At 72.9% G+C, this 26,274-nt stretch carries 23 protein-coding genes; 10 read left to right on the top strand and 13 right to left on the bottom strand.

The window, feature by feature from the left end; translation table 11 throughout:
* Nucleotides 1–34 precede the first annotated feature (34 nt).
* On the top strand, nucleotides 35–526 hold the full coding sequence (locus H4O22_RS12960; RefSeq protein ID WP_342356048.1) for a SigE family RNA polymerase sigma factor: 492 nt from the start codon (nucleotides 35–37) through the stop codon (nucleotides 524–526).
* Nucleotides 523–1,539, top strand: coding sequence for a hypothetical protein (locus H4O22_RS12955; RefSeq protein ID WP_182523804.1), 1,017 nt, complete (start codon nucleotides 523–525; stop codon nucleotides 1,537–1,539). The genes H4O22_RS12960 and H4O22_RS12955 overlap by 4 nt, the downstream gene beginning before the upstream one ends.
* 4 nt (nucleotides 1,540–1,543) lie before the next feature.
* Here H4O22_RS12955 and H4O22_RS12950 read toward each other — a convergent pair whose 3' ends face one another.
* The 4 genes from H4O22_RS12950 to mce form a co-directional block, all read right to left on the bottom strand.
* Complete coding sequence (locus H4O22_RS12950) at nucleotides 1,544–2,743, bottom strand: AI-2E family transporter (RefSeq protein ID WP_244962958.1); 1,200 nt, start codon at nucleotides 2,741–2,743, stop codon at nucleotides 1,544–1,546.
* On the bottom strand, nucleotides 2,740–3,942 hold the full coding sequence (locus H4O22_RS12945) for a coiled-coil domain-containing protein (protein WP_227465468.1): 1,203 nt from the start codon (nucleotides 3,940–3,942) through the stop codon (nucleotides 2,740–2,742). The genes H4O22_RS12950 and H4O22_RS12945 overlap by 4 nt, the downstream gene beginning before the upstream one ends.
* A gap of 136 nt (nucleotides 3,943–4,078) precedes the next feature.
* Entirely contained in the window at nucleotides 4,079–5,434 is a 1,356-nt protein-coding gene (gene ccrA / locus H4O22_RS12940) for a crotonyl-CoA carboxylase/reductase (protein WP_182523803.1), read from the bottom strand.
* 81 nt (nucleotides 5,435–5,515) lie between these two features.
* The gene (gene mce / locus H4O22_RS12935) at nucleotides 5,516–5,965 is read right to left on the bottom strand and encodes a methylmalonyl-CoA epimerase (RefSeq protein ID WP_182523802.1); all 450 of its coding nucleotides are present in this window, start codon (nucleotides 5,963–5,965) and stop codon (nucleotides 5,516–5,518) included.
* Nucleotides 5,966–6,111: 146 nt separating this feature from the next.
* Here mce and H4O22_RS12930 point away from each other — a divergent pair, with 146 nt between their 5' ends.
* Together H4O22_RS12930 and meaB are read left to right on the top strand one after the other, a co-directional pair.
* Nucleotides 6,112–7,299, top strand: a complete 1,188-nt coding sequence (locus H4O22_RS12930; protein WP_182523801.1) for an acetyl-CoA C-acetyltransferase — start codon at nucleotides 6,112–6,114, stop codon at nucleotides 7,297–7,299.
* Complete coding sequence (gene meaB / locus H4O22_RS12925) at nucleotides 7,283–8,251, top strand: methylmalonyl Co-A mutase-associated GTPase MeaB (RefSeq protein ID WP_182523800.1); 969 nt, start codon at nucleotides 7,283–7,285, stop codon at nucleotides 8,249–8,251. The genes H4O22_RS12930 and meaB overlap by 17 nt, the downstream gene beginning before the upstream one ends.
* Before the next feature lie 22 nt (nucleotides 8,252–8,273).
* Here the strand turns inward: meaB and H4O22_RS12920 are convergent, their stop codons facing one another.
* Nucleotides 8,274–8,444 (bottom strand): hypothetical protein, encoded by a 171-nt coding sequence (locus tag H4O22_RS12920; RefSeq protein ID WP_182523799.1) that lies wholly within the window; start codon nucleotides 8,442–8,444, stop codon nucleotides 8,274–8,276.
* A 67-nt stretch (nucleotides 8,445–8,511) separates the two neighbouring features.
* The gene (locus tag H4O22_RS12915; RefSeq protein ID WP_220451159.1) at nucleotides 8,512–9,756 is read right to left on the bottom strand and encodes an endonuclease/exonuclease/phosphatase family protein; all 1,245 of its coding nucleotides are present in this window, start codon (nucleotides 9,754–9,756) and stop codon (nucleotides 8,512–8,514) included.
* A gap of 86 nt (nucleotides 9,757–9,842) precedes the next feature.
* Here H4O22_RS12915 and H4O22_RS12910 point away from each other — a divergent pair, with 86 nt between their 5' ends.
* The gene (locus H4O22_RS12910; RefSeq protein WP_182523798.1) at nucleotides 9,843–10,823 is read left to right on the top strand and encodes a co-chaperone YbbN; all 981 of its coding nucleotides are present in this window, start codon (nucleotides 9,843–9,845) and stop codon (nucleotides 10,821–10,823) included.
* A gap of 13 nt (nucleotides 10,824–10,836) precedes the next feature.
* Here the strand turns inward: H4O22_RS12910 and H4O22_RS12905 are convergent, their stop codons facing one another.
* On the bottom strand, nucleotides 10,837–11,724 hold the full coding sequence (locus H4O22_RS12905; RefSeq protein WP_182523797.1) for a LysR family transcriptional regulator: 888 nt from the start codon (nucleotides 11,722–11,724) through the stop codon (nucleotides 10,837–10,839).
* A 73-nt stretch (nucleotides 11,725–11,797) separates the two neighbouring features.
* Here H4O22_RS12905 and H4O22_RS12900 point away from each other — a divergent pair, with 73 nt between their 5' ends.
* A complete protein-coding gene (locus H4O22_RS12900; RefSeq protein WP_182523796.1) occupies nucleotides 11,798–12,745 on the top strand; it encodes an EamA family transporter in 948 nt (315 codons plus the stop codon).
* Here H4O22_RS12900 and H4O22_RS12895 read toward each other — a convergent pair.
* The 5 genes from H4O22_RS12895 to H4O22_RS12875 form a co-directional block, all read right to left on the bottom strand.
* Nucleotides 12,742–13,512: an NUDIX hydrolase gene (locus tag H4O22_RS12895; protein WP_182523795.1), complete on the bottom strand. Its 771-nt coding sequence runs from the start codon at nucleotides 13,510–13,512 to the stop codon at nucleotides 12,742–12,744. The two genes, H4O22_RS12900 and H4O22_RS12895, sit on opposite strands and share 4 nt — an antisense overlap.
* A gap of 9 nt (nucleotides 13,513–13,521) precedes the next feature.
* On the bottom strand, nucleotides 13,522–15,744 hold the full coding sequence (glgB, locus tag H4O22_RS12890; protein ID WP_182523794.1) for a 1,4-alpha-glucan branching protein GlgB: 2,223 nt from the start codon (nucleotides 15,742–15,744) through the stop codon (nucleotides 13,522–13,524).
* Nucleotides 15,741–17,153: a maltokinase N-terminal cap-like domain-containing protein gene (locus H4O22_RS12885; protein WP_182523793.1), complete on the bottom strand. Its 1,413-nt coding sequence runs from the start codon at nucleotides 17,151–17,153 to the stop codon at nucleotides 15,741–15,743. The genes glgB and H4O22_RS12885 overlap by 4 nt, the downstream gene beginning before the upstream one ends.
* Nucleotides 17,150–18,883, bottom strand: a complete 1,734-nt coding sequence (gene treS, locus H4O22_RS12880) for a maltose alpha-D-glucosyltransferase (RefSeq protein ID WP_406603318.1) — start codon at nucleotides 18,881–18,883, stop codon at nucleotides 17,150–17,152. Before treS ends, H4O22_RS12885 begins: the two co-directional genes overlap by 4 nt.
* 74 nt (nucleotides 18,884–18,957) lie before the next feature.
* A complete protein-coding gene (locus tag H4O22_RS12875) occupies nucleotides 18,958–20,937 on the bottom strand; it encodes an alpha-1,4-glucan--maltose-1-phosphate maltosyltransferase (RefSeq protein WP_182523792.1) in 1,980 nt (659 codons plus the stop codon).
* 159 nt (nucleotides 20,938–21,096) lie between these two features.
* Between H4O22_RS12875 and glgP the strand changes: the two genes are divergently transcribed.
* Genes glgP through H4O22_RS12860 form a run of 3 tightly spaced genes read left to right on the top strand, consistent with a single transcriptional unit; the run spans nucleotide 21,097 to nucleotide 24,587 of the window.
* Nucleotides 21,097–23,679, top strand: a complete 2,583-nt coding sequence (glgP, locus tag H4O22_RS12870) for an alpha-glucan family phosphorylase (protein ID WP_182523791.1) — start codon at nucleotides 21,097–21,099, stop codon at nucleotides 23,677–23,679.
* 53 nt (nucleotides 23,680–23,732) lie between these two features.
* Nucleotides 23,733–24,164 carry a helix-turn-helix domain-containing protein gene (locus tag H4O22_RS12865; protein ID WP_182523790.1) on the top strand — a complete coding sequence of 144 codons (432 nt, stop codon included), beginning with the start codon at nucleotides 23,733–23,735 and terminating at the stop codon, nucleotides 24,162–24,164.
* A gap of 9 nt (nucleotides 24,165–24,173) precedes the next feature.
* Nucleotides 24,174–24,587, top strand: coding sequence for a VOC family protein (locus tag H4O22_RS12860; RefSeq protein WP_220451158.1), 414 nt, complete (start codon nucleotides 24,174–24,176; stop codon nucleotides 24,585–24,587).
* A gap of 4 nt (nucleotides 24,588–24,591) precedes the next feature.
* Here the strand turns inward: H4O22_RS12860 and H4O22_RS12855 are convergent, their stop codons facing one another.
* On the bottom strand, nucleotides 24,592–25,056 hold the full coding sequence (locus H4O22_RS12855; protein WP_227465472.1) for a MarR family winged helix-turn-helix transcriptional regulator: 465 nt from the start codon (nucleotides 25,054–25,056) through the stop codon (nucleotides 24,592–24,594).
* A gap of 121 nt (nucleotides 25,057–25,177) precedes the next feature.
* On the opposite strand from H4O22_RS12855, the gene H4O22_RS12850 reads away from it, so the two are divergent.
* Nucleotides 25,178–26,272, top strand: a complete 1,095-nt coding sequence (locus H4O22_RS12850; protein ID WP_182523789.1) for a substrate-binding domain-containing protein — start codon at nucleotides 25,178–25,180, stop codon at nucleotides 26,270–26,272.
* The last annotated feature ends 2 nt before the right edge of the window (nucleotides 26,273–26,274 follow it).

The following is a 26,274-nucleotide window of genomic DNA, read 5'->3' as shown; positions in this document are numbered from 1 at the left end:
CCCGCCCCGCCGTGTGTTGTGCATGGATGTGGGAGTGACCGACTTCGAGGCGTGGGCGGAGACCCGGCTCGCCGGGCTGCTGCGCTTCGCCTACCTGGTCACCGGCTCCCAGCAGGCCGCCGAGGAGGCGGTCCAGTCGGCGCTCACCCGCGCGTGCGAGCGGTGGTCGCGGGTCAGCCGCACCGAGGACCCCGACGCCTACGTGCGCCGGATGGTGGTCAACGAGCACGTCTCCGGCTGGCGGCGGGCAGGCCGGCGGGAGGTCCCGGTCGCCGAGGTGCGCGACCAGGTGCGTGACACCGCCGTCGACCCGACGGCGCTCGTCGACGAGTCCGACGCGGTCTGGCGGGTCTGCTCGACCCTCCCGCGCCAGCAGCGCGCGGCGGTGGTGCTGCGGTTCTACGAGGACCTCGAGTACGCCGAGGTCGCGTCGCTGCTGGGCTGCTCGGAGTCCACGGTCCGCTCTCACGTCCACCGGGCCCTCACCGCGCTGCGGGCCGCCCTGACGACGCAGGAGGACCGATGACCGACGACCTCGAGCAGCTGGTGCGCGAGAGCCTGCACGCGCGGGCCGAGCGCGTGGACACGACCGCCCCGCTGGTGGGCCGGGCCCGCCGGTCGGTCCGTCGGCGCCGCGGCGCCCGCGCCGGACTGGCGGCCGCCGCGGCCGTCGCCGCCGTGGTGGGCGTCCTGAGCGTCGTCGACGGCACCGACGCCGTGGCGCCGGAGCCCGGTCCGAGCCCGACCGAGGCCGTCGACCCCGCCGAGCCGGCCCGGGACACGTGGCGCACCGAGTACTGGCACGATGTCGCCGTCGACGTCCCCACCGACTGGACCTGGGGGCCGGCACCGATGCGCACGGCCGGCGGCGGCCTCTACGTCTGCGGTGGCCGTCCGAGCCGGCCCTACGTCGGTCGCCCGGTCTTCATGTCGGACGCGTGCTTCGGCGGGGACTCCCTGGGTGACCCGGCGGCGCCGTACGTCTGGCTGGGGGCGCCGCTCGAGCCCGGCACCGTCGACGTCGGCGACGGCTACACCCAGGAGACGGTCGAGGCTGCCGGCACCACCGTCACCGTCGCCACCCGCGACGCCGGGATGCGTGAGCGGATCCTGGCGACCGTGCGCGCCGACGCCGCGCCGTGCGGCCCGGCGCAGGGGCAGGACGACGACACCGTGTGTGCGTTCGAGCTGGACCCGAGAGGACGTCCGAACGACCTGCGGTACGCCGCGCCGCTCCCCGCCGACGCCGGCGCCGCCTTCGAGGGGGCCTTCGACCGGGCCCGGCCGTTCCCCATCGACCGCCGGTGCGACGTGGGGCGCCCGACCGAGCTCGTCCTCGTCGCCGTGGCCGACCGCCGCTACGAGGTCACCATGTCCTCGAGCGGCTGCTCGCTCGTCGCGAGAGGAGAGGTCGACCTGCGCAGGCTCACGCCGGAGCTCGCCCGTCCCTGGGTGGTGGGCGGACTGGGCACCACCCTGTTCGGACCCACCGGCGGCCTGGGCGGCACGCTCGCCGACTTCGTCGGGGAGCGCCGCTGAGCCGCTACCGCGCGTCCTGCCTTTTGACGTGGACCTCGCGGACCAGCAGCAGGATCGCCGCGGCGGTGGGGATGGCGAGCAGCGCGCCGACGACGCCGAGCAGCGCCGCGCCGACCAGGGCGGCGATCACGGTGACCGAGCCCGGGATGTCGACCGAGCGCGCCATCACCCGTGGGTAGATCACGTAGTTCTCGAACTGCTGGTAGATGACGTAGAAGATCACGCAGAAGATGCCACTCTCCACGTCGGTGGCGAACGCGATCGCGGTGACGATGACCGCGCCGATGGTGGCGCCGATCATCGGGATCACGTCGAGCAGGGCCACCACGAACGCCAGCGCCACGGCGTACTCACCCAGTCCGATGGCGAACAGGAAGACCAGCGAGGAGAGGCCGGCACACAGGGCGACCACGAAGGCGCCGGAGACGTAGCCGCCGATGCTGTCGACGATCCGGTCACCGAGCTTGGTGACCCGGTCGCGGCGCGAGGCGGGGGCCAGGCGGTAGAGCGCACCGGTGGTCGTCTTCATCGAGGCGAGGAAGTAGAGCGTCAGCACCAGGATGATGAAGGCGTTGAAGAGCGCCCCGAGCACCGCGAGACCCACCCCGAGCGCGCCGCCGAAGACCGTGGAGGCGAAGTCGCCGTTGGCGACGTAGTCCTGGAGCTTGTCGAGGACCTTGAACTCGGCGTTGAGGTCCTGGATCCGCTTGCTGCGCTGCAGCTGGTCGATCCAGTCCGGAGCGTTGTCGGTGATCTTGCGGATCTGGTCGGTGATCACCGGGACGATCGCGACGAAGAACAGCCCCAGCGCCACGAGGAACCCGACGATGACCGTCAGCACCGCCCAGGGGCGGGCCAGTCCGCGCCGCTCCAGCCACTGCACCACGGGGTGGAGCCCGGCGGCGATGAAGAACGAGACGATGACCAGCACCAGGGTCGAGCCGATGCCGGTGAGCTTGTCGAAGAGCCACCAGGCCAGGGCGAACCCGAGCCCGCCGACCAGGCCGACGAAGAACGGCGCCTGGTGGTCCAGCGGGGGACCGGGACGGCCGAGGTCACCGCGTGAGGTGCGTGCTCCGGGTCCGTCGTCGACGGTCACCGGCGCGGTGTCCGCCGTGGCGCCGGCGCTGTCGGCGCCGGCGCTGTCGGGCGTGCTCGGAGGAGGTACGGCGGGGGCCGGCGCGGCCGCCCGCTCCTCGCTCAAGCGTCGTCCTCGCCGAAGCCCGCGACCACGTCGCGCAGCGAGGCGAGCTGGGCGGTGATGGCGTCGCGGCGCTTGCGGAGCCGCTCCAGCTCGGCGCGGGTCTGGGCGAGCTCGCGCTCGGCCTCCGCGTCGCCGGTCGAGCTGATCGACTCCGACTGGGTGCGGGCGGAGGTGACGATCTGCTCGGCCTCGCGACGGGCGCGGGAGAGCAGCGCCTCGGCCTCGGACTGCGCCTGGCGCCGGTGCTCGGTGGCCTGGTTGGTGGCCTGGCGGGCGCGCTCCTCGGCGGCCGACGCGCGCAGCTCGGCCTCCTCGACGAGCTTGCGGGTCTCGGCGGTGGCGCTGTTGTGGAAGTCGGTGGCCTCGCGGGCCAGCCGCTCCTTCTCCACCGCGAGCATCCGGCGGGCCTCCTGGACCTCGCGGTCCGCGGACGCGCGGGCCTGCTCGACCTCGCGCTGCGCCGAGGTGCGCAGCTCGGTGGTCTCCTGCTGGGCGGCGAGCCGCAGCTGCTCGGACTCGCGCCGTGCGGAGGCGAGCAGGTCCTCGGCCTCGGCGCGGGCGAGGTTGCGCTCCTGCTCGGCGTCCGCGACCGCGCGGCTGCGCTGCTGGTCGAGCTCGGCGAGCTGCACGGTGCGCATGTCCTCGGCCTCGCGGGCGGCGTCGGCCCGGATCGCCTTGGCGTCGCGGGCGGCCTGCTCGCGGATCTCCGCGGCGTCCCGCTCCGCGAACGTCCGGATCTCGGTGGCCTCCTCCTCCGCGAGGCGCAGCATCGCGCTCGCGCGGCCCCCCAGGCCGGCGTACGAGGGGTTGGCGTTCTCGGCGAGCTCGTGCCGGGCCGCCTGGAGCTGCTCCTCGAGCTCGGTGGCGCGACGCTCGGCGTCCGCGAGGGTGGCGCCGAGGCCGGCCCGCTCGGAGGCGAGCTGGGCGAAGGCGCCGTCGACCGCACTCGGGTCGTAGCCGTTGCGGCGCACGACGGGGAACGACGGGGTGGTGACCGTCGTCGACGGTCCGGCCGCGCGCTGAACCGGGGGACGGGCGGGAGCGGACCGGGTCGCGGGCGGCGCGACGGCCGGACGCTGGCCGGCCGGGGCCGGGGCGTTCCGCTGCTGGTCCACGACGGGGATGACCTGGGTCGTCTCGGCGTCGACCGGCTCCTTGTCCGACTCGTCGTCGAAGATGGACAGGCCCTGGTCACTCATGGTCGAAGCATCCTTCTTCCGGTCGGGGGGAAGTTCGCCCCCATCCTCCACGATCGGCGGGAAAGAACCCACCCCGGTGCGACGGGTGTCGGGCACCGGGGTGGGTGGCTGCGGCGTGCCGCGGGGGGAGGTCCGCTCAGACCCCGCGGAACCGGTTGATCGCCGTCTCGTGCTGGGCGCGGAGCTCGTGGTCGCGCACCCCGAGGCCCTCCTCGGGAGCCAGGCAGAGGACGCCGACCTTGCCCTGGTGCTTGTTGTGATGGACGTCGAGCGCGGCCTGGCCGACCTCGTCGAGGGTGTAGGTCCGCGACAGGGTCGGGTGGATCTTGCCCTGGGCGATCAGGCGGTTGGCCTCGAACGCCTCGCGGTAGTTGGCGAAGTGGCTGGAGACGATGCGCTTGAGGTTCATCCACAGGTACCGGTTGTCGTACTCGTGCATGTACCCGGTCGTCGAGGCACAGGTGGTGATCGTGCCGCCCTTGCGGGTCACGTAGACCGAGGCGCCGAAGGTCTCGCGGCCCGGGTGCTCGAAGACGATGTCGATGTCCTCGCCGCCGGTGAGCTCGCGGATCTTCTTGCCCAGGCGCTGCCACTCCTTGGGGTTCTGCTCGGTGCCGTCCTCGTTCCAGAACTGCCAGTTCTCCTCGGAGCGGTTGATGATCATCTCCGCACCCATGGAGCGCACGATCCGGGCCTTCTCCTCGTTGGACACCACGCAGATCGGGTTGGCGCCACCGTTGAGGGCGTACTGCGTCGCGAAGCCGCCGAGGCCGCCGGAGGCGCCCCAGATGAGGACGTTGTCGCCCTGCTTCATCTGGCCGGCGTTCTTGGAGACCAGCTGGCGGTAGGCGGTCGCGTTGACCAGCCCGGGGGAGGCGGCCTCCTCCCAGGTCAGGTGGGCAGGCTTGGGCAGCAGCTGGTTGGACTTGACCAGCGCGATGTGGGCCAGGCCGCCGAAGTTGGTCTCGAAGCCCCAGATCCGCTGCTGGGGGTCCATCATCGTGTCGTCGTGGCCGGCGGGGTCCTCGAGCTCGACGGAGAGGCAGTGGGCGACCACCTCGGTGCCCGGCTTCCACCTCGTCACGCCGGGGCCGGTCTTGAGCACGACGCCGGCCAGGTCGGAGCCGACCACGTGGTAGGGCAGGTCGTGGCGCTTGGTGAGCTCGGAGAGCCGGCCGTAGCGCTCGAGGAAGCCGAACGTGGAGACCGGCTCGAAGATCGAGGTCCAGACGGTGTTGTAGTTGATCGCCGAGGCCATCACCGCGACGTACGCCTCGCCGGGACCGAGCTCGGGGAGGGCTACGTCCTCGACGTGCAGGGACTTGCGCGGGTCCTTCTCCCGGGTGGTGAGGCCCTCGAACATGTCCACCTCGTCCTTGTGCACCGTCACGGCGCGGTAGGACTCGGGGATCTCGAGGTGGGCGAAGTCCTCCGCTGTCGTGCTCCCTGGGTCTTCTGAGGCGGCGAGGATGGCGTCGAGGATGTGCTGCACGTCGGCTCCTGGGGTCGGGGTGGTGGGCGGGACATTACCCACCGGTAACAGGTCGGGACACCCCCTGTGACCCACGTCGCGTCAGCGGGCCGGCTGCACCAGCTCGACGAGCACGCCGCCGGCGTCCTTGGGGTGCACGAAGTTGATCCGCGAGTCGGAGGTGCCGCGCTTCGGGGCGTCGTAGAGCAGCCGCAGGCCGCGCTCGCGCAGCACCGCGCTGACCTGCTCGACGTCCTCGACCCGGTAGGCGACCTGCTGGCAGCCGGGGCCGTTGCGGTCGATGAACTTCGCGATCGTGGAGGTCTCGTCGATCGGCGCGAGCAGCTGGACGTGCGAGCCGGAGTCGCCGACGGCCATCATCGCCTCGCGGACGCCCTGCTCCTCGTTGACCTCCTGGTGGGCCAGGGTCATGCCGAGGGTGTCGCGGTAGAACGCGATCGCCTCGTCCAGGTCGGGCACCGCCATGCCGACGTGGTCGATGGCGGTGAACAGGTGCTGGGGCAGGCCGGAGGAGGGGGTCGCGTCGCTCATGACGCCATCGTCGTATGTCGGGCGCGGCACCCGCGACCGGTTGTGACATGCGCCTCACGTGCCCCGGCTCGCAGCCCCTCGCCACGCATGTGACCGGTGGGTAGGGTCCGGGTCATCGGCCCGTCCGCCCCCAGCTGGAGGAACCCATGTCAACCGTGATCGTCGCCGGGGCACGCACCCCCATCGGCCGCCTCAGCGGCGGCTTCAAGGACCTCACCGCCGCCCAGCTCGGCGGCCACGCCATCAAGGGCGCCTTGGCGAAGGCCGGGGTCTCCGGCGACCAGGTCGACTACGTGATCATGGGTCAGGTCATCCAGGCCGGCGCCGGGCAGAACCCCGCCCGGATCGCCGCGGTCGAGGGCGGCATCCCCATGCGCGTCCCCTCGATGACGATCAACAAGGTCTGCCTCTCCGGCCTGAACGCGATCGCGCTGGCCGACCAGCTGGTCCGCGCCGGCGAGTGCGAGATCGTGGTCGCCGGGGGCATGGAGTCGATGACCAACGCCCCGCACTTCCTGCCGAAGTCGCGCGAGGGCATCAAGTTCGGCGACGTCAAGCTCGTCGACTCGATGGCCTACGACGCGCTGTACGACCAGTTCACCTCGCAGGCGATGGGCCTGCTGACCGAGGAGTGCAACGCGGCCAGCGCCAACCTGACCCGCGAGGAGCAGGACACGTTCGCGGCGTACTCCCACCAGAAGGCGGCCGTGGCCTGGAAGAACGGCGTCTTCGACGACGAGGTCGTGCCGGTCTCCATCCCGCAGCGCAAGGGCGACCCGGTCGTGGTCAGCACCGACGAGGGCGTGCGCGGCGAGACCACCGCGGAGTCGCTCGGCAAGCTGCGCGCGGCGTTCTCCAAGGAGGGCACGATCACCGCCGGCTCCTCCTCGCAGATCTCCGACGGCGCGGCCGCCGTGGTCGTGATGAGCAAGGCCAAGGCCGAGGAGCTCGGCCTGGAGTGGCTCGCCGAGATCGGCGCCCACGGCCAGGTCGCGGGCCCGGACTCCACGCTGCAGCTGCAGCCGGCCGTCGCGACGGCCAAGGCGTGCGAGAAGGAGGGCATCAGCCCGACCGACCTCGACCTGGTCGAGTTCAACGAGGCCTTCGCCGCCGTCGGCATCTCCTCGGCGCGCGAGCTCGGCCTCGACGACGCCAAGGTCAACGTCAACGGCGGCGCGATCGCACTCGGCCACCCCGTGGGCATGTCCGGCGCCCGGGTGGTCCTGCACCTCGCGCTCGAGCTCAAGCGTCGCGGTGGCGGCGTCGGCGCGGCCGCCCTGTGCGGCGGCGGTGGCCAGGGCGACGCGTTGATCGTGCGTGTCCCGAAGGGCTGAGCAGGACCTCGAGGGCCTCGTCGCGCGCGCCCGCGCCGGCGAGGCCCGGTCCGTCGCCCGGCTGATCTCGCTGGTCGAGGACGAGTCGCCCCGGCTGCGCGAGGTGATGGCGGCGCTCGCGCCGCACACGGGTGGGGCGCAGGTCGTGGGGATCACCGGCTCGCCGGGGGTCGGGAAGTCCACGACCACCAGCGCGCTGGTCCGTGAGCTGCGCGCCGCCGGCAAGCGGGTCGGCGTGCTCGCGGTCGACCCGTCCTCGCCGTTCTCCGGCGGCGCTCTGCTCGGTGACCGGGTGCGGATGCAGGACCACGCGTCCGACGACGGCGTCTACATCCGGTCGATGGCGGCGCGCGGCCACCTCGGCGGGCTCGCCTGGAGCACCCCGCAGGCGATCCGGGTGCTCGACGCCGCCGGGTACGACGTGGTCCTCGTGGAGACCGTCGGGGTCGGGCAGAGCGAGGTCGACGTCGCCGCCCAGGCCGACACCACGCTGGTGCTCCTCGCCCCGGGCATGGGCGACGGGATCCAGGCGGCGAAGGCCGGGATCCTCGAGATCGGCGACGTGTACGTCGTGAACAAGGCCGACCGGGACGGCGCCGACCAGGTACGCCGCGACCTGCGCTCGATGCTCGCGCTCGGCGAGCGGGCCGAGGGCGCCTGGCAGCCGCCGGTCCTGGCGACGGTCGCGCAGGCGGGCACCGGCCTCGCCGAGGTGCTCGGCGCGATCGACGAGCACCACGCGTGGCTGGACGCCACCGGCGAGCTCGCGCGGCGGCGTACCCGTCGGGCGCGGAGCGAGATCGAGGCGATCGCGGTCACGGCCCTGCGATCGCGGTGGGCCGGCGTGCACGGCCGCAGCGAGCTCGACGGGCTCGCCGCGCGCGTGGTGGCGGGGGAGTGCGACCCCTACGCCGCCGCCGACGAGCTGCTGGCGGCGTCCGAGGACACCTGACGGCGCCTGACCGGCTCGGCCGTCAGGCGAGCTCGCGGGACGCGGTCGCGACGAAGGCGGCGAGGTTGGCGTCGGTGAGCGCGGTGCGCGCCACCGTCCCGACCGGGTCGAGCCGGGCCGCCGCCGAGCGGCAGACCACCCCGAGGAGGACGCCGGCGGCGACCGGGAGGAGACCGTCCAGGAGCTTGCCCATGCCCGGAGCATCGGCCGGCCCGGGTCGCACCTGTGGGGAAGTCGCGAACCGGGCCGGGTCCGCCGGCCTACCGGCCGCGGACGGCGACGTCGACCCAGACCGCGCGGTGGTCCGAGGACGGGAACGGGAACTCGCCGGTCAGCCGGGACAGCGGGTCGGAGGGCACCGGCCAGAAGACCCCGGCACCGCGCACCCGCAGGTCCCGCGACGGGAGCACGTAGTCGGCGCGCAGGTTCCCCGGCGCGGTGTCCGCGAAGTCCGCGGTGTCGTACGCCGGGTCCGAGACGTGGAGGGCGTTCGCGCCGCCCTGCCGGGCCGCGGCCTCCCGGCCCCCGGCCGAGCGCGGCAGCGGGTCGGTCACCTGCCGCAGGTCGAGCAGCTGCTGGATGGCGCCGTCGACCGAGTCGCCGTCGGCCGGGTCGCTGTTCTGGTCGCCCGCGATCACGAACGAGGCGCGGCGGTCCAGCCCGCCGGTGCGGCCGCGGTCGTCGTACATGTAGTCCTCGCCCGAGACGTAGTCGGCCCAGAACCGGATCTCGTCGTGGTTGCGACGGCCGTTGCGGTCCTCGGGGCCGTCGAAGGTGGGAGGCGTCGGGTGGGAGACGAGGAAGTGCACGGTCTCGCGGCCGATCCGGACGGGCACGTCCCAGTGGGACTTGCTGGACAGGCGCAGGTCGGCCCGCTCGGCGCGGGAGTACCAGTCGGTCGGCAGCAGCGAGCCCGGCATGTCCTTCCACAGGAAGCGCTGGAAGGTCCGCACCTGCTTGCGGTCGATCGGGTAGCGGCTGAGGACGGCCATGCCGTACTGGCCCTCGAACTCCCCGAAGCCCTGGGCGTCGTTGCCGCCGCCGACCGACCCGTTGTTGTCGAGGTCGTGGCCGGTGGGCACGCCGGTGTTGGACGGCGCGACGAAGGTGTGGTGGTAGCGGATCGGCCGGGCACCGTGCTGGCCGACCTCGAGGTAGTTCTTGCGGAACAGGTCGACGGCCTTCCCGCCCGGCACGAAGTCCACCTCGTTGAGCAGCAGGACGTCGGGCCGGGTCCGCTGCACGATCTCCGCGACCGCGGCCGCCTGGGGGTCGTCCGGGGTCGAGAGGTCGGAGACCAGCTCGCCGGCGCTCGCCCGGTTGAGCGAGGCGTTGAACGTCTGGAACCGCACCTCCCGCTGCCCGTGGTGGTGCTTCCCGGCGGCCGACGAGCCGCTCGTGGCGCTCGTGGCGCTCGACGGGGCGGCCGTGGTGGCCGCCGTGGTGAGCATGGACGCGGCGATGACGGTCGCGGTGAGGACCGCGGCTCCCCGAGAGAGGTTCATGCGGGGAGCGTCCCCATCCCGGGGGGCGGGAAACCGAACCGGGGATGACGTCGGGGTGCCGCAGGCGTGTCCCTAGGATTGGGCGCATGAGCCAGCAGCCGTTCTCCCGACCCGGTGCCATCGACCTGTCGGCGTTGAAGCGACCCGCCCCGAGCGCCCCTCCGGCGGGCGGTGCGCCCGGTGCCCCGGGGGCGGGCGGCGGCCCGGCCGCGGCCGGCGCGGGGGGCGCGGCGGTCGGCGGCTCGGCGTACGCCGTGCAGGTCACCGAGCAGACCTTCCAGGACGTCGTCGAGTCGTCGATGACGGCCCCGGTGCTGCTGTGCTTCTACTCCCGCACGCGGATGCCCGAGAGCGGCCGGCTCGCCGACGACCTGGCCACGCTGGCCGACGAGTTCGAGGGCCGGTTCCTCGCGGGCCTCGTCGACATCGACGCGGCTCCCGGCATCGCCCAGGCGATGCAGATCCCGTCCATCCCGCTGGTCGTCGCCGTGATCGACGGGCGCCCGGCGCCGCTGATGCAGGACGCGCTGCCGCTCGAGGAGCTGCGGGCCGCGCTCACCCAGGTCGTCCAGCAGCTGACCGCGCAGGGGATGACCGGACGCCACCAGCCCCGCCACGGCGGACCGGTCGCGACCGAGGACGGCGAGCCGCCGGTCGACCCGCGCTACGCGCCCGCCCAGGACGCGATGGAAGCGGGCGACTTCGACCGCGCGGTCGCGGAGTACCAGGCCCTGGTCACCGCCAACCCCGCCGACGCGGAGGCCGCCGCCGGGCTGGCGATGGCGAAGGTGCTGCAGCGGGTCCAGGGTGTCGACGCGGGGGCCGCGCGCGCGGCCGCCGCGTCGAGCCCGGACGACGTCGCGGCGCAGACGCTGGTCGCCGACCTCGACCTGTTCGACGGGCAGGTCGAGGACGCCTTCGCGCGGCTGGTCGAGCTGGTCCGGCGTACGTCGGGCGACGAGCGTAACGCGGCCCGCGAGCACCTGCTCGGCCTGTTCGCCGCGGTCGGCAACGACGACGCCCGGGTGCTGAAGGGCCGTCAGGCGCTGGCGTCGGCGCTGTTCTGAGTCGCCGCCGCCGCTAGGCGGCCAGGGCGGCCAGGACCGCGCTGACGGCGGGGGAGCCGGCCATGCTGCGGCGGTGCACGGCGACCACGTCGCGGGTCGGCACCGGGTCGTGCGCGGGGAGGGCCACCAGCCCCGCGCCGAGCGGCTGACGGCCCAGGCGCGGGACGAGCGCGATCCCGAGCCCGGAGGAGACCATCGCGAGGTGGGAGTCGAACTCCATCGCGGTGTGCGCGATGCGGGGCAGGCGCCCGGTGCCGTCGTACATCCGGTGCAGCCACTCGCGGCAGATCGTGCCCTCGGGGGTCGCGACCCAGGCCTCGTCGACGAGGTCGGCCGGCGCGACCCGGTCGCGGCCGGCCAGCGGGTGGTCGGCGTGCACGACCACGTCGGCGACGTCCTGCGCGACGAGCGTGGTGTCGAGGTGGTCGGGGACGGCGAGCGCGACGTCGCCCCAGCGGTGCACGACCCCGACGTCGGTCTGGCCGCTGGCGACCAGGTCGACGGTCTCCCAGGGCTCCCGCTCGGTGAGGGTGACGGTGAGGTCGGGGTGGCGGTCGAGGAGGTCGCGCACGACCGGCGCGACCAGGCCGCGCATGGCGGTGGAGAACGTCGTGAGCCGGAGGTGGCCGGAGACCGCGCCGGCCTGGCGGTGCAGCCCGGACTCCAGCTGCTCGAGGTCGGTCAGCAGCCGGCCGCCCTCCTCGACCAGGTGTCGGCCGTGGCCGGTGAGCATCACGCCGCGGCCCACCCGCTCCAGCAGCGGGACCCCGGTCTGCCGCTCGAGGCGCTTGACCTGCTGGGAGACGGCGCTGGGCGTGAAGCCGAGGGCGTCCGCCGCCGCCACGACCGAGCCGTGGGTGGCGACCGCGCGCAGGGAGGTGAGCGCACCGAGATCGATCATGCAGCGATGCTACCTAGTCACCCTCACGAGGATTCGCTGGTGCTTCATGGTGCCGGCGCGAGAGGCTGACCGGGTGGACCGCCGTGACTCCCTCCTCGCCGCCCTCGTCGCCGCCGTGTGGGGGTTCAACTTCGTCGTCATCGACTGGGGGATGGGCGGCGTGCCGCCGCTGCTCTTCCTGACCGCCCGGTTCCTGCTCGTGGTGTTCCCCGCGGTGCTCCTGGTCCGGCGGCCGGCCGTGCCGTGGACGACGCTGGTCGCGGTCGGGACGTTCATGTCGACCGGTCAGTTCGGGTTCCTGTACGTCGCGATGGCGACCGGCATGCCCCCCGGCCTGGCCGCGCTGGTCCTGCAGGCGCAGGTGGTCTTCACGATCGTGATCGCCGCGGGCGTGCTCCGCGAGGTGCCGACCGCCGCGCAGGCGGCCGGCGTGGTGCTCGGCTCGGTGGGGCTGGCGGTCGTCGCGGCCGGCCGCGGGGGACACGTGCCGGCCACCGCGCTCGCGCTCTGCCTGCTCGGCGCGCTGTCGTGGGGCATCGGCAACGTGGTCTCCCGGGCCGCCGGGGTGTCGGGCGGGCTCTCGCTCACCGTGTGGTCGGCGACCGTCGTACCTCTCCCGCTGCTGGTGCTCGCGCTCCTCGTGGAGGGGCCGGCGGGGCTCGCGGACGGGGTGGCGGCGTTCGGCTGGGAGGCGGCGCTCTCGACGCTCTACACCGCGGGACTCGCCTCGCTGCTGGGGTACGGCCTGTTCAACTCGCTGCTGGCGCGCAACCCCTCGGCGGCGGTCGTCCCGTGGGTGCTGCTGGCGCCGGTCGTGGCGATGACCTCCGCCTGGCTGCTGCTCGACCAGTCGCCGAACGCGGCCGAGGCGGGCGGCGGCGCGCTGCTCGTGGTCGGCGTGCTCGTGGCGCTGCGCTCCCGCCGTACGCCGGTCGTCGGCGACGTCGCCGTACCCAGCGGTGCGCAGGCAACCGTCACGGCACCCGGAACGGTTGCCTGCGCACCGCCCGGACGCGGCTAGCGCCCCGACTCGGTGTACGCCGGGCCGTCGCCGCGCAGCCCCGCGAGCGCGGAGCGGACCCGCCGCGCGGTGAAGTCGGCGCACCGCTCGTCGACCTGCTCGAGGGTGCAGAACTCCGCGGAGCGGATCTCGCGCTCCTGACGCACCACCTGCTCGAGGACCGACGCGTCGTGGGCGCCGCCGTCGAAGACCAGGCAGAGCGCGTCGTCCCAGCCGCTCCACGGCGGCAGCCAGTCGGTGAGCACCAGCGGGCCGGCGGGCAGGGTGAGCCCGAGCTCCTCCTCGACCTCGCGCGCGACCGCGACGTGCGGCGACTCGCCGACCTCGACGACGCCGCCGGGCAGGTCCCAGTCCTGCTTGTAGGTGAGCTGGCACAGCAGCACCCGGTCGTCGGTGTCGCGCGCCAGCAGCTGGGCGATCGCGCGCTTGCGGGGCAGGAAGGAGTTGAGCAGCGCCCGGAACCCCTCCGGCTCGTGCACCGGCACGTCGCTGGCCAGCCGCGCGTAGACGATCCGGTCGACCGGCGAGCCGTCGACGGTCACGCCGCGCATGATCCCCTCGCGGCGCATCCCCGACCAGGTGGCGACCCGCTGCGCCGCCTCGTCGTCGGGGTCGACCAGCGCCTCCACCCGGGCGTGGGTGGCGAGCGCGGCGGCGACCTCGCGGCGTACGACGTCGACCGGCTCGTCGGGGGCCCAGCTCAGCCGGGCCACCCCCTCCGCGACGGTGTGCGCGACGGTCTGCTCGGTCGTCGGCTCCTGGGTCACGCGCTCAGGCTAGTCGGCGGTCTCGGCCCGCCGGAACCACACCGTGGCCAGCGGGGGGACGACGATGTCGGCGTGGGCGGGCTGGCCGGAGTGCTCGCCGGCGACGCCGGTGATGGCGCCCATGTTGCCCACCCCGGACCCGGTGTACGCCGAGGCGTCGGTGTTGACGACCTCCTCCCACGTGCCCTCGGCGGGCAGGCCGAGGCGGTAGTCGTGGTGGGGGACCGCGGCGAAGTTGGCGACGCAGACCACGTCGGGAGCCCCCGGCGCGCGGCGCACGAACGAGAACACGTTGTGCCCCGCGTCGTTGGCGTCGATCCAGGAGAAGCCCTCGGGCTCGTGGTCGAGCCCCCACATCGCCGGCGAGGAGGTGTACGTCGTGTTCAGGTCACGCACCAGCGCGTGCACGCCGTGGTGCTCGGGGTGGTCCATCAGCCACCAGTCGAGCTCGCGCGACTCCGCCCACTCCGACTCCTGGCCGAGCTCGGCGCCCATGAACAGCAGCTGCTTGCCGGGGTGCGCCCACATGAAGCCGAGGTAGGCGCGCAGGTTGGCGAGCTGCTGCCAGCGGTCGCCGGGCATCTTGCGCAGCAGCGAGCCCTTGCCGTGCACGACCTCGTCGTGGCTGATCGGCAGCACGTAGTTCTCCGACCACGCGTAGACCAGGGAGAAGGTCATCTCGCCGTGGTGGTGGGCGCGGTGCACCGGCTCGTTGGCCATGTAACGCAACGAGTCGTGCATCCAGCCCATGTTCCACTTGAAGCCGAAGCCGAGGCCGCCGGCGCTGGTCGGCTCGGTGACGCCGGGCCAGGAGGTGGACTCCTCGGCGATCGTCACGATGCCGGGCACCCGCTTGTAGACGGTGGCGTTCATCTCCTGGAGGAACTGCACCGCCTCGAGGTTCTCGCGGCCCCCGTGCTTGTTCGGGGTCCACTCGCCCTCCTCGCGGGAGTAGTCGAGGTAGAGCATCGAGGCGACGCCGTCGACGCGCAGGCCGTCGGCGTGGAACTCCTCGAGCCAGTAGAGCGCGTTGGCGTAGAGGAAGTTGCGCACCTCGTTGCGCCCGAAGTTGAAGATGTGGGAGCCCCACTCCTTGTGCCAGCCGCGCTGGGGGTTGGGGTCCTCGTAGAGCGGGGTGCCGTCGAACTTGACCAGCGCCCACGGGTCGGTGGCGAAGTGCCCCGGCACCCAGTCCAGGATCACGCCGATCCCGGCCTGGTGGAGGCGGTCCACGAGCAGCTTGAACCCGTCGGGGTCGCCGAAGCGCGAGTCCGGCGCGAAGTACGACGTGACGTGGTAGCCCCACGAGCCGCCGAACGGGTGCTGCATCACCGGCATCAGCTCGACGTGGGTGAACCCCAGGTCGGCGAGGTAGCCCGGCAGGTCCTCGGCGAGCTCGGCCCAGGACCAGAAGCTGCCGTCGGGGTGCTTCTTCCACGACGCCAAGTGCATCTCGTAGACCGACATCGCCTCGGCGACCGGGCGCTTGTCGGGCCGCGCGGCCATCCAGGCGTCGTCGCCCCAGTCGTAGGTCGACTCGAAGACCAGCGAGGAGGTCGCGGGCGGCGTCTCGGCCCAGGCCGCCATCGGGTCGGCCTTCTCCCGCCACTCGCCGTCCGCGCCGAGGATCGCGTACTTGTACGACGTGCCGGTGCCGATGTCGGGCACGAACAGCTCCCACACGCCAGAGCTGCCGAGCTGGCGCATCGGGTGCTCGCGGCCGTCCCAGGCGTTGAAGTCGCCCTGGAGGCGTACGCCGCGCGCGTGCGGCGCCCAGACGGCGAACGAGGTGCCGGTGACCGGCTCGGAGAAGCCCGCGTAGTGGTGCACGCGCGCCCCGAGCACCGTCCAGAGCAGCTCGTGGCGGCCCTCGTTGATCAGGTGCAGGTCGACCTCGCCGAGCGTCGGCAGGAACCGGTAGGGGTCGTCGACGACCAGCGGCTCCCCGTCGTAGGCGACCTCGACGCGGTAGTCGGGCACGTCGGCGACCGGCAGCACACCGACCCAGACGCCCTCGTACTCGTGCTCGAGGCGCGTCTCCTCGGTGCCGTAGCGGACCACGACCGAGGAGGCGAGCGGCCGCAGCACCCGGACGGTCACGCCGCCCTCGTGGGGGTGCGGGCCGAGCACGCCGTGCGGCTGGCCGTGCTCGCCGCGCACCACCAGCGCCAGCTCCTCCTGGGGGACCGGCTTCACGGGTGCGGGGGTCTGCGGGGAGTTCGCGGGGGTCATCGGGCTCCGATCCTGGTGATCGCGGCGAGGGGGATGGACACCCAGCTCGGGCGGTTGCGCGTCTCGTACACGGTCTCGTAGACGGCCTTGTCGGCGACGTAGGCGTCCAGGAGCAGGCGCTGCTCCTCGGTCGGCTCGCCGCCGGCGTAGGCCACCAGGAAGTGGTTGCGGTTGCGGTGGGCCCACTCCTCGGCCCGGTAGGCGAGCTGGCTCGCCTCGTGGGGCTCGTGCTCGGTGTGGGTGCGCTCCACGACGTGCGGGGCGTACTCGAAGGAACGCAGCATCCCGGCGACGTCGCGCCAGGGGGAGTCGGGCAGCCGGCGCTCGGCCAGCGGCTTCGCGGGCTCGCCCTCGAAGTCCACGATCTTCCAGCCGGTCGAGGTGCGCAGCGTCTGGCCCAGGTGCAGGTCGCCGTGGATGCGCTGGACGTCGAGGCCGGGCAGCCTCGCCACCCGGTCGTACGCCGCGCGCAGGGCGTCGGCGTGGTTCGCGAGCTCGGGGACGACGGCGAGGGCGGCGTCGAGACGGCGGTTCATCGCCGCGGCGAGCTCGCGCGCGGCGTCCGCGCCCCGCCGCTCGGTCGGGAACTGCTCGGCCAGCGACTCGTGCACCTCGCGCAGCGCGTCGCCCAGGCGCGAGGACTCGCCGGCGAAGTCGCCGCCGACCTCGTTCGCGTGCAGGTCGGCCTCGGCGAACAGGTCGCGCACGCTGGTGAGGGCGAGGTCCCAGCCGTCGGTCGCGGTGCGCAGGAACTGCTGCAGCATCGCGAGCTGGACGATCTCGCCGTCGGGCCGCAGGTGCTCGAGCCAGCCGTACAGGGCCGGCACGTGGGTGGAGCCCGCGACGGTGAGCTTCTCGTGGATCTCGATGTCGGGGTTCACGCCGGGGGTGACCTTGCGGAACACCTTCATCAGCGCGTCCTCGCCGTACGCCACCGAGGAGTTGGACTGCTCGCCGGAGAACAGCGTGGAGTGCACGCTGGTGTCCACGGTCCACCCCGGCAGCCGCCGGAAGTCGAGGGACTCGTGGCGGTGGCTGCCCACGGGCTCGGCCGCCGCGAACGAGATCAGCCAGTGGGCCATCGCCTCGCGGTCGTGCAGGGCGTCGTAGGCGTGCACCCAGCCGTCCTCGGCGTCCTCCCACCAGCCGACGAAGGCGTGGTCGAGGCGCGACTGCGCCTCGACGTAGAACGCGAGCGGCACCTGGTAGAGCTCGGTGCCGCCCTCCTCGTCGTGGTAGGTCAGCTCGACGAGGTGCAGCACGACCCGGGGGCCGTCCTCCGCGCCACCGGGCACGTCGCCGACGCGCTCGACGTCGGAGACCTCGAAGGGGCGGCCCTTGCCGCCGAACCAGCGGGTCTTGCCGAGGTAGTCGACGAGGACCTGGGGGTCGATCGGGGGAGTGCTCACAGCAGCTGACCCTCCTCGGGGTTCTCGGGCGGGGTCAACCGGAACCAGTAGAACCCGTAGCCGGCCAGGGTGAGCAGGTACGGGAGCTCCCCGATCACGGGGAACGGCACGCCGCCGAGCAGCTCCACCGGCCGGCGCCCCTCGAAGCGGCGCAGGTCGAGCTCGATGGGCTGGGGGAACCGGGAGAGGTTGTTGACGCAGAGGATGACGTCCTCGTTGCCCTCCTCGTCGACGTACTCGCGGGCGTAGGAGAGCACCGTCGGGTTGGAGCCGCCGAGGTCGTGGAACGCGCCGAGGCCGAACGCCGGGTGGTGGCGGCGGGCGTGGATCATCCGCCGGGTCCAGTGCAGCAGCGAGGAGGAGTTCTCCAGCTGCGCCTCGACGTTGACCGACTCGTAGCCGTAGATCGCGTCCTGGACCACCGGCAGGTCGAGCTTGCCGGGGTTGGCCGAGGAGAAGCCGGCGTTGCGGTCGGAGGTCCACTGCATCGGGGTGCGGACGCCGTCGCGGTCACCGAGCCAGATGTTGTCGCCCATGCCGATCTCGTCGCCGTAGTAGAGCACCGGGCTCCCGGGCAGCGAGAGCAGCAGCGCGTTGAACAGCTCGATCTGGTTGGTGTCGTTCTCCAGCAGCGGGGCCAGCCGCCGGCGGATGCCGATGTTGGCCTTCATGCGGGGGTCCTTGGCGTACTCGCCCCACATGTAGTCGCGGTCCTCGTCGGTGACCATCTCGAGGGTCAGCTCGTCGTGGTTGCGCAGGAAGATGCCCCACTGGCAGTTGTGGGGGATCGCCGGCGTCTGCTCGAGGATCTCCGAGATGGGGAAGCGCGACTCGCGGCGGACCGCCATGAAGATGCGCGGCATCACCGGGAAGTGGAAGGCCATGTGGCACTCGTCGCCGCCGACCTCGAAGTCGCCGAAGTACTCGACGACGTCCTCGGGCCACTGGTTGGCCTCGCACAGGAGCACCCGGCCGGGGTAGTTGTCGTCCACGAACTTCCGGACGACCTTCAGCACCTCGTGGGTCTCCGGCAGGTTCTCGCCGTCACCGCCCTCGCGCTCGAACAGGTAGGGCACCGCGTCGAGGCGGAAGCCGTCCATGCCCATGTCGAGCCAGAACTTCATCGCGTCCATCATCGCGTCGAGGACCCGGGGGTTGTCGAAGTTCAGGTCGGGCTGGTGGGAGAAGAACCGGTGCCAGAAGTACTGCTGGCGCACCGGGTCCCAGGTCCAGTTCGACGGCTCGGTGTCGACGAAGATGATCCGGGCGTCCTGGTACTTGTCGTCGGTGTCGGACCAGACGTAGAAGTCGCCGTACGGGCCGTCCGGGTCCGAGCGGCTGGCCTGGAACCACGGGTGCTGGTCGCTGGTGTGGTTCATGACGAAGTCGATGATCACCCGGATGCCGCGCTCGTGGGCTTCGTTCAGGAAGTAGCGGAAGTCCTCGATGGTGCCGATCTGGGGGAGCACGCCGGTGTAGTCGGCGACGTCGTAGCCGCCGTCGCGCAGCGGGCTCGGGAAGAACGGCGGGATCCACAGGCAGTCGACGCCGAGCCATTCCAGGTAGTCGAGCTTCTCGACCAGGCCGCGGAAGTCGCCGGTGCCGTCGCCGTTGGAGTCGCGGAACGACCGGACCAGGACCTCGTAGAAGACCGCGGTCTTGAACCAGTCGGGCGTCGAGTACGCCGCCTCGCCGGCGTCCACGCCGGAGTCGGTGTGACCGTCGACGATCGGGTCCTCTCCCAGTGCGGGCCCCTCGTCGATGGGCGTCGGCCCGGTCTCGAGGGAGTCTGGCTGGGTCTGGGTCACGCGGTCCTCCTGACCGTCAGGACATGGGCGGGCTCGTGGTAGGGGTCGAGCCGGACGTAGTTGTTCGCGCCCCAGCTCCACTCCTCGCCGGTGATCTCGTCGCGCACGAGGAACGTGTCGCCCCACTCGCGGCCCATCGCGGGCAGGTCGAGGTGGACGGTCGTCTCGCGGGTGGCGTGCGGATCGAGGTTGACCACGACGATGACGGTGTCGTCGCCGTCGAGGGTCTGCTTGGAGAAGCACAGGACGCTCTCGTCGTCGGTGCTGTGCACCACGACGTTGCGCAGCAGCTGGAGCGCCGGGTGCTGGCGGCGGATCTCGTTGAGCCGGGTGAGGTACGGCGCGAGGGTGCGGCCCTCGCGCGCCGCGCCCTCCCAGTCGCGGATCCGGATCTGGAACTTCTCGGAGTCGAGGTACTCCTCGCTCCCCGGCTTGATCGCGACGTGCTCGTAGAGCTCGTAGCCGGCGTACACGCCCCAGCTCGGCGACCCCGTCGCGGCGATCACCGCGCGGATCTTGAACGCCGCCGGGCCGCCGTACTGCAGGTAGGCGTGCAGGATGTCGGGGGTGTTGACGAAGAAGTTCGGCCGCATCAGGTGGTCGGACTCCGAAGAGAGCTCGAGGAGGTACTCCTCGAGCTCCCACTTGGCGGTGCGCCAGGTGAAGTAGGTGTAGCTCTGGTGGAAGCCCACCGCGCCGAGGCCGTGCATCATCGCCGGGCGGGTGAACGCCTCGGAGAGGAACACCACGTCGGGGTCGGTGCGCCGGACCTCCTTGAGCAGCCACTCCCAGAACGCCAGCGGCTTGGTGTGCGGGTTGTCGACGCGGAAGATCCGCACGCCGTGCGACATCCACAGCCGCACGATCCGCAGCACCTCGCGGCAGATGCCGGTCGGGTCGTTGTCGAAGTTGACCGGGTAGATGTCCTGGTACTTCTTGGGCGGGTTCTCGGCGTACGCGATGGTGCCGTCGGCCCGGGTGGTGAACCACTCCGGGTGGCTGGTCACCCACGGGTGGTCCGGCGCCGCCTGCAGCGCCAGGTCGAGCGCGACCTCGAGGTCGAGCTCCCGGGCGCGGGCGACGAACGCGTCGAAGTCCCCGAACGTGCCGAGCTCGGGGTGGATGGCGTCGTGGCCGCCGTCCTTGCTGCCGATCGCCCACGGCGAGCCCGGGTCGTCGGGGCCGGGGGTCAGGGTGTTGTTGGGTCCCTTGCGGTTGACCTCGCCGATCGGGTGGATCGGCGGCAGGTAGATCACGTCGAACCCCATCTCCGCGACGGCGTCGAGCCGCTCCGCCGCGGTGCGCAGGGTGCCGCTGGTGATCGTGCCGGTCTCGGGGTCGCGGGTCGCGCCCTCGGAGCGCGGGAAGAACTCATACCAGCTGCCGTACAGCGCGCGCTGCCGGTCGGCGTACGCCGGGTAGGGGCCCTCGACGGTGACCAGCTCGCGGAGCGGGTGCGCGACCAGCAGCGCCTCGAGCTCGGGGGACTGGAGCACGGCGAGGCGTGCGCCCGCCGGGCGCTCGGTGTCGGCGCAGGCGGCCAGCGCGGCGGTGAGCAGCTCGTGCCCGGCCTTCTCGGTGCGGGGGAGCTCGGCCTGCACGCGCTCGAGGATCAGCCGGCCCTCGGTGAACATCAGCTCGACGTCGATCCCAGCGGGGATCTTGATGCCCGCGGCGTGCTGCCAGGTCGCGATCGGGTCGGCCCAGGACTGGATCTCGAAGGTCCAGGCGCCGACGACGTCGGGGGTCACCCAGGCGTCGTAGCGGTCGGGCACCTCGGCGTGCTTGGTCATCCGCACCGGGTCGCGGCGGGTGCCGCTCGGGTCGGTGAGCACCACCTCCGCACCCAGCTTGTCGTGGCCCTCCCGGAAGACCGAGGCCGAGACGGGGAAGGGCTCTCCGACGGTGGCCTTGGCGGGCAGTCGCCCGAGGTCGACCACGGGCTTGACGTTCATGACAGGGATGCGTCCGACCATTGCTCCAACTTAACGAGGGCGTGCGGCGGGCATTTCCGTGCCGCCAGGGACGTCCGAGGTGTACCCACTCGCCCCGGAACGAACCAAGGAAAGCAGGGTGCCGGCGCGGTGGCGGACGGGGGGTTGGATCGTTCCAGTGGAGACGCTAGCGTCGCTCCGGTGCGCGCCATCCGACGGTTCACCGTCCGCCCCGTCCTCCCGCCTGCCCTCGCGGCGCTGAGCGACCTCGCCGGCAACCTGCGCTGGTCCTGGCACCCGGCGACCCAGGACGTGTTCGCCGAGGTCGACGGCGCGCTCTGGGAGTCCACCGGCCGCGACCCGGTGCGCCTGCTGGGCGCCGTGAGCCGCACGCGGCTCGAGGAGCTGGCCGCGGACGCTGGGTTCCTCGGCCGGCTCGGGGCGGCGCGCGCGGACCTCGCGGCGTACCTCGCGGAGGACCGGTGGTACCAGCGCACCGGCGGCGACGGCCCGCGCGCGATCGGCTACTTCTCCCCGGAGTTCGGCATCACCTCGGTGCTGCCGCAGTACTCCGGCGGCCTCGGCATCCTCGCCGGCGACCACCTCAAGGCGGCCAGCGACCTGGGCGTGCCGATCGTCGGCGTCGGGCTGCTCTACCGGCACGGCTACTTCAAGCAGGCCCTCTCCCGCGAGGGGTGGCAGCAGGAGACCTACCCGGTCCTCGACCCCGACGGGCTGCCGATCTCGCTGCTGCGCGAGCAGGACGGCACCGGGGCCCGGATCACGATCGCGATGCCCGACGGCCCGGACCTGATCGCCCGGATCTGGGTCGCCAGCGTCGGCCGGGTGCCGCTGCTGATGCTCGACACCGACGTCGAGGGCAACCCCGACCACTACGTCGACGTCACCGACCGGCTCTACGGCGGCAACAGCGAGCACCGGCTGCGCCAGGAGCTGCTCCTCGGCGTCGGCGGCGTGCGCGCGCTGCGCACCTACGCCCGGATCACCGGGCACCCCGAGCCGGAGGTCTTCCACACCAACGAGGGGCACGCGGGCTTCCTCGGGCTGGAGCGGATCCGCGAGCTCACGGTCGCCGAGGACGGGCCGCGGCTCGACTTCGACACCGCGCTCGAGGTCAGCCGCGCCTCGACCGTCTTCACCACGCACACGCCGGTGCCGGCGGGCATCGACCGGTTCGCGCTCTCCCTCGTCGAGCAGTACTTCGGCGCCGCGGGGGCGACCCCCGGCGTACCGCTGGAGCGGATCCGGGCGCTCGGCGCCGAGGACTACGACGGCGGCGACCCGTCGGTCTTCAACATGGCGGTGATGGGCTTCCGGCTCTCCCAGCGGGCGAACGGCGTCTCCCAGCTGCACGGCCACGTCTCCCGCGGCATGTTCAACGGCCTGTGGCCCGCCTTCGACGAGACCGACGTGCCGATCGGCTCGATCACCAACGGCGTGCACGCGCCCACCTGGGTGGCCCGCGAGCTCTTCGAGCTGGCGGCGCGGCACGGGGCCGACCCCGAGGGCGACCACACCGACCCGTTCTGGGCCGTCGCCGACAAGGTGCCCGGCACCGAGGTGTGGGCGGTCAAGCGCCAGCTGCGCGAGCGGCTGGTGCTCGACGCCCGCCGCCGGGTGCGCCGGTCGTGGGAGAAGCGCGGCGCGGCGGACGCCGAGCTGACCTGGATCGACGACGCGCTCAGCCCCGACGTGCTGACGATCGGCTTCGCGCGCCGCGTCCCGTCGTACAAGCGGCTCACGCTGATGCTCCGCGACCCCGCGCGGCTCAAGCGGCTGCTGCTGGACCCCGAGCGCCCGGTGCAGCTGGTGATCGCGGGCAAGGCGCACCCCGCCGACGACGGCGGCAAGCGGCTGATCCAGGAGATGGTGCGGTTCGCCGACGACCCGGAGGTGCGCCACCGCATCGTCTTCCTGCCGAACTACGACATCGCGATGGCCCAGCCGCTCTACCCCGGCTGCGACGTGTGGCTGAACAACCCGCTGCGCCCCTACGAGGCGTGCGGCACCTCGGGCATGAAGGCGGCGCTGAACGGCGGCCTGAACCTCTCCATCCTCGACGGCTGGTGGGACGAGTGGTACGACGGCGAGAACGGCTGGGCGATCCCGTCCGCCGACGGCGTCGAGGACCCCGACCGCCGCGACGACCTCGAGGCCGACGCGCTGTACCGCCTGATCGAGCAGGAGGTCGCGCCGCGCTTCTACGACGTCGACGAGGACGGCGTGCCGACCCGCTGGGTCGAGATGCTCCGGCACACGCTGAAGTCGCTCGGGCCGAAGGTGCTCGCCACCCGGATGGTCCGCGACTACGTGCGCCAGCTCTACGCCCCCGCCGCGGCCAACGCCCGCCGGCTCGACAGCGACTACGCCGGTGCGGCGGAGCTCGCGGCCTGGAAGCGGACCGTGCGCGCCGCGTGGCCCGGCGTACGCGTCGAGCACGTGGAGAGCGACGGCGTCGGCGACGCCCCCGAGGTCGGCGCCACCATGCACGTGCGGGCGTTCGTCGCCCTCGGCGGCCTGCGGCCCGAGGACGTGGCGGTGCAGCTGGTCCACGGCCGGCCGACCGGCGAGGACGTGCTGGTCGAGACCACCATCGACGAGCTGGCGCTCGCGGAGACCTACGAGGGCGACCGGCACCGCTTCGACGGCGACGTGGTGCTCGACCACGCCGGCGCCTTCGGCTACACGGTCCGGGTCGTGCCCCGCCACGCCTCCCTCGTCTCGCCCGCCGAGCTCGGCGTGGTCGCTCTCCCCGGCGCCTGACCGCCGACCCGTCGGCCCTGGGCTGTCGACGGCGCGCGTGGTGGGATGCCGGGATGAGCAAGGTCACCGAGGAGAGGAACCGGCGGCTGCTCCGGGTGCGCGACCTGATGGACCGCAGCTATGCCGACGCGCTCGACGTCCCCACCCTCGCCGGGCTCGCGTGCGTGTCCGAGTCCCACTTCATCCGCACCTTCCGCGCCGTGTTCGGCGAGACGCCGCACCGCTACCTCCAGCGCCGGCGGGTGGAGCGGGCGATCTGGCTGCTGCGCACCACCGACCGCAGCGTGACCGACATCTGCGTCGAGGTCGGCTTCACCAGCCTCGGCACCTTCAGCCGGGTCTTCCACGAGATCGTGGGCGAGAGCCCCACGGCGCACCGGCGCCGCGGGTCCGTGGGCCCCGTCCCGAGCTGCTTCGCCCACGCCTGGCTGCGGCCCGCGAGCACAGCGATTTCGGAGAAGCGGGCGTCCGTGTCCCAGCACTAGCGTCGACCCATGATGAAGCGACTGAACATCTCCGGCATCTACGTCCTCGACCAGGACGAGGCCCTCGACTTCTACGTCGGCAAGCTCGGCCTCGAGGTCGACACCGACCTCGACCTCGGGTTCATGCGGTGGCTGACCGTCTGCGTGCCCGGGGACCCCGACCACAAGATCCTGCTCGAGCGGCCCGGGCCGCCGGCGATGAGCGAGGAGACCGCGGAGCAGGTGCGGGAGATGGTCAGCAAGGGGGCCGCGGGCGGCCACCTGTTCTTCGCCGTCGACGACGCCCACGCGACGTACGCCGAGCTGAGGACGCGCGGCGTCGAGCTCACCGAGGAACCCACGGAGCAGGCGTACGGCATCGACTTCGGGCTGCGCGACCCGTTCGGCAACCACGTGCGGGTCGCCCAGCTCAAGCAGGGGTGACTGCTCAGTCGGACAGGTGGGGCAGCAGGCTGAGCTCGCGGACCAGCGCGGCGTAGCGGGACCGGCCCAGGCCCGTGGAGATCTCGTCCTCGACGCTGCGCTCCGCGGCCCGCAGCCGGCCGGCCAGCTCGGTGCCCATCGGGGAGAGCGCCACCACGACCCGGCGCTTGTCGGCGGGGTCGATGCGCCGTACCACCAGCGCCCGGTCGACGAGCCGGTCCACGTGCCGGGTGAGGGTTGCGCTGGGCACCACCGCAGCGGTGGCGACCGACGCCATCGGCAGGCCCGGCCGGGCGAGCAGGACCGCCATGATCCGCCAGTGCTCCACGCTCAGCCCGGCCTCGGCGAGCACCGGGCCCAGGCGCAGCCGGACGGTGTGCTCGGCGTGGGCGAGCAGCAGGCCGAGGCTGGGGCCGACGAGGTCGCCCGTGTCCTCGCCCATCCGGCCCGCCAGCTCCTGAGGAGTCATTCGTCTCATCTCACGTCTTCCCGAGCACGTCCGCGCCGCGCCGCCCTATCGTAGGCGACCGTCCGGGCGGGCAGCGTCGCTCTCTGGTCACGCCGAGCCCCACCGCGCACCGGAGGTCCCCGTGCAGGTCGACGCGACGAGGCGGGGCGCCCGGGAGGCCGAGACGCTCTCGATCGCCTTCGTGGTCCCGCTCCAGGGCCCGACCGGCCTGTACGGCCCGTCCTGCCTGACGTGCGGGCAGCTCGCCGTCGAGCAGCTCAACGCCGCGGACGGGATCGCCGGGCGCCGGGTCGAGCTCGTGGTCGTCGACGCCGGCCGCTCGCCGGAGGCGGTCGCCGAGGAGGTCGGGTCGCTGGTGGACCAGGGCCGGGTGCAGGCGGTCGCCGGCTGGCACATCTCGGCGGTGCGGGTCGCGATCACCCGACGGGTCGGCGGCCGGGTCGTCTACGCGTACGCCGCCATGCACGAGGGTCGCGACGACACCCCCGGCGTGTTCATGCTCGGCGAACGCCCGGTCAACCAGCTGCTGCCGGCCGTCCACTGGATGCGCGAGCAGCTCGGCGTCGGCCGCTGGGCGGTGGTCGGCAACGACTACGTCTTCCCGCGGGTGACCGCGGCCACCACGCGGGCCGCCCTCGAGGACTCGGCGGCGGAGATCGTCAGCGAGACCTACGTCCCGCTGGGGACGACGGACTTCCGCGGCGTCCTCGACGGGCTCGACCCGGGCCGGGTGGACGGCGTGATCATGCTGCTGATGGGTCAGGACGCGGTGCGCTTCAACCGCCAGTTCGCCGGTCGCGGGCTGAGCGGGTCGCTCGTCCGGCTGAGCCCGGCGGTCGAGGAGAACACCCTGCTCGGGGGCGGGGCCGGCGCCCACGACGGGTTGTACGCCGCCGCGGCGTACTTCGACGGGATGGGCACGGCGGAGAGCACGGCGCTGAGCCGCGACTACCACGACCGGTTCGGCCCGTGGGCGCCCGCGCTGAACGCGGTCGGGGAGTCCTGCTACGAGGCGATCCTCTTCCTCGCCCGGATGGGCCGGGTGTGCGGCGGCGTCGACGTGGCGGACGTCGCGGCGATGACCTCGGGCCAGTTCTACGACAGCCCCCGCGGCCTGCTGCGGCTCGACGGCAACCTGCTCAACCAGGACGTCTACCTCGCGGCCGCCCGCGGCCTGGAGTTCGAGGTGCAGCAGCAGATCGCCCGGACGACCTGAGG

It is taken from the genome of Nocardioides dongkuii (assembly GCF_014127485.1).
In the GTDB taxonomy this organism is placed as follows: Bacteria; Actinomycetota; Actinomycetes; order Propionibacteriales; family Nocardioidaceae; genus Nocardioides; species Nocardioides dongkuii.
This window is presented reverse-complemented; position numbering and strand designations above follow the sequence as displayed.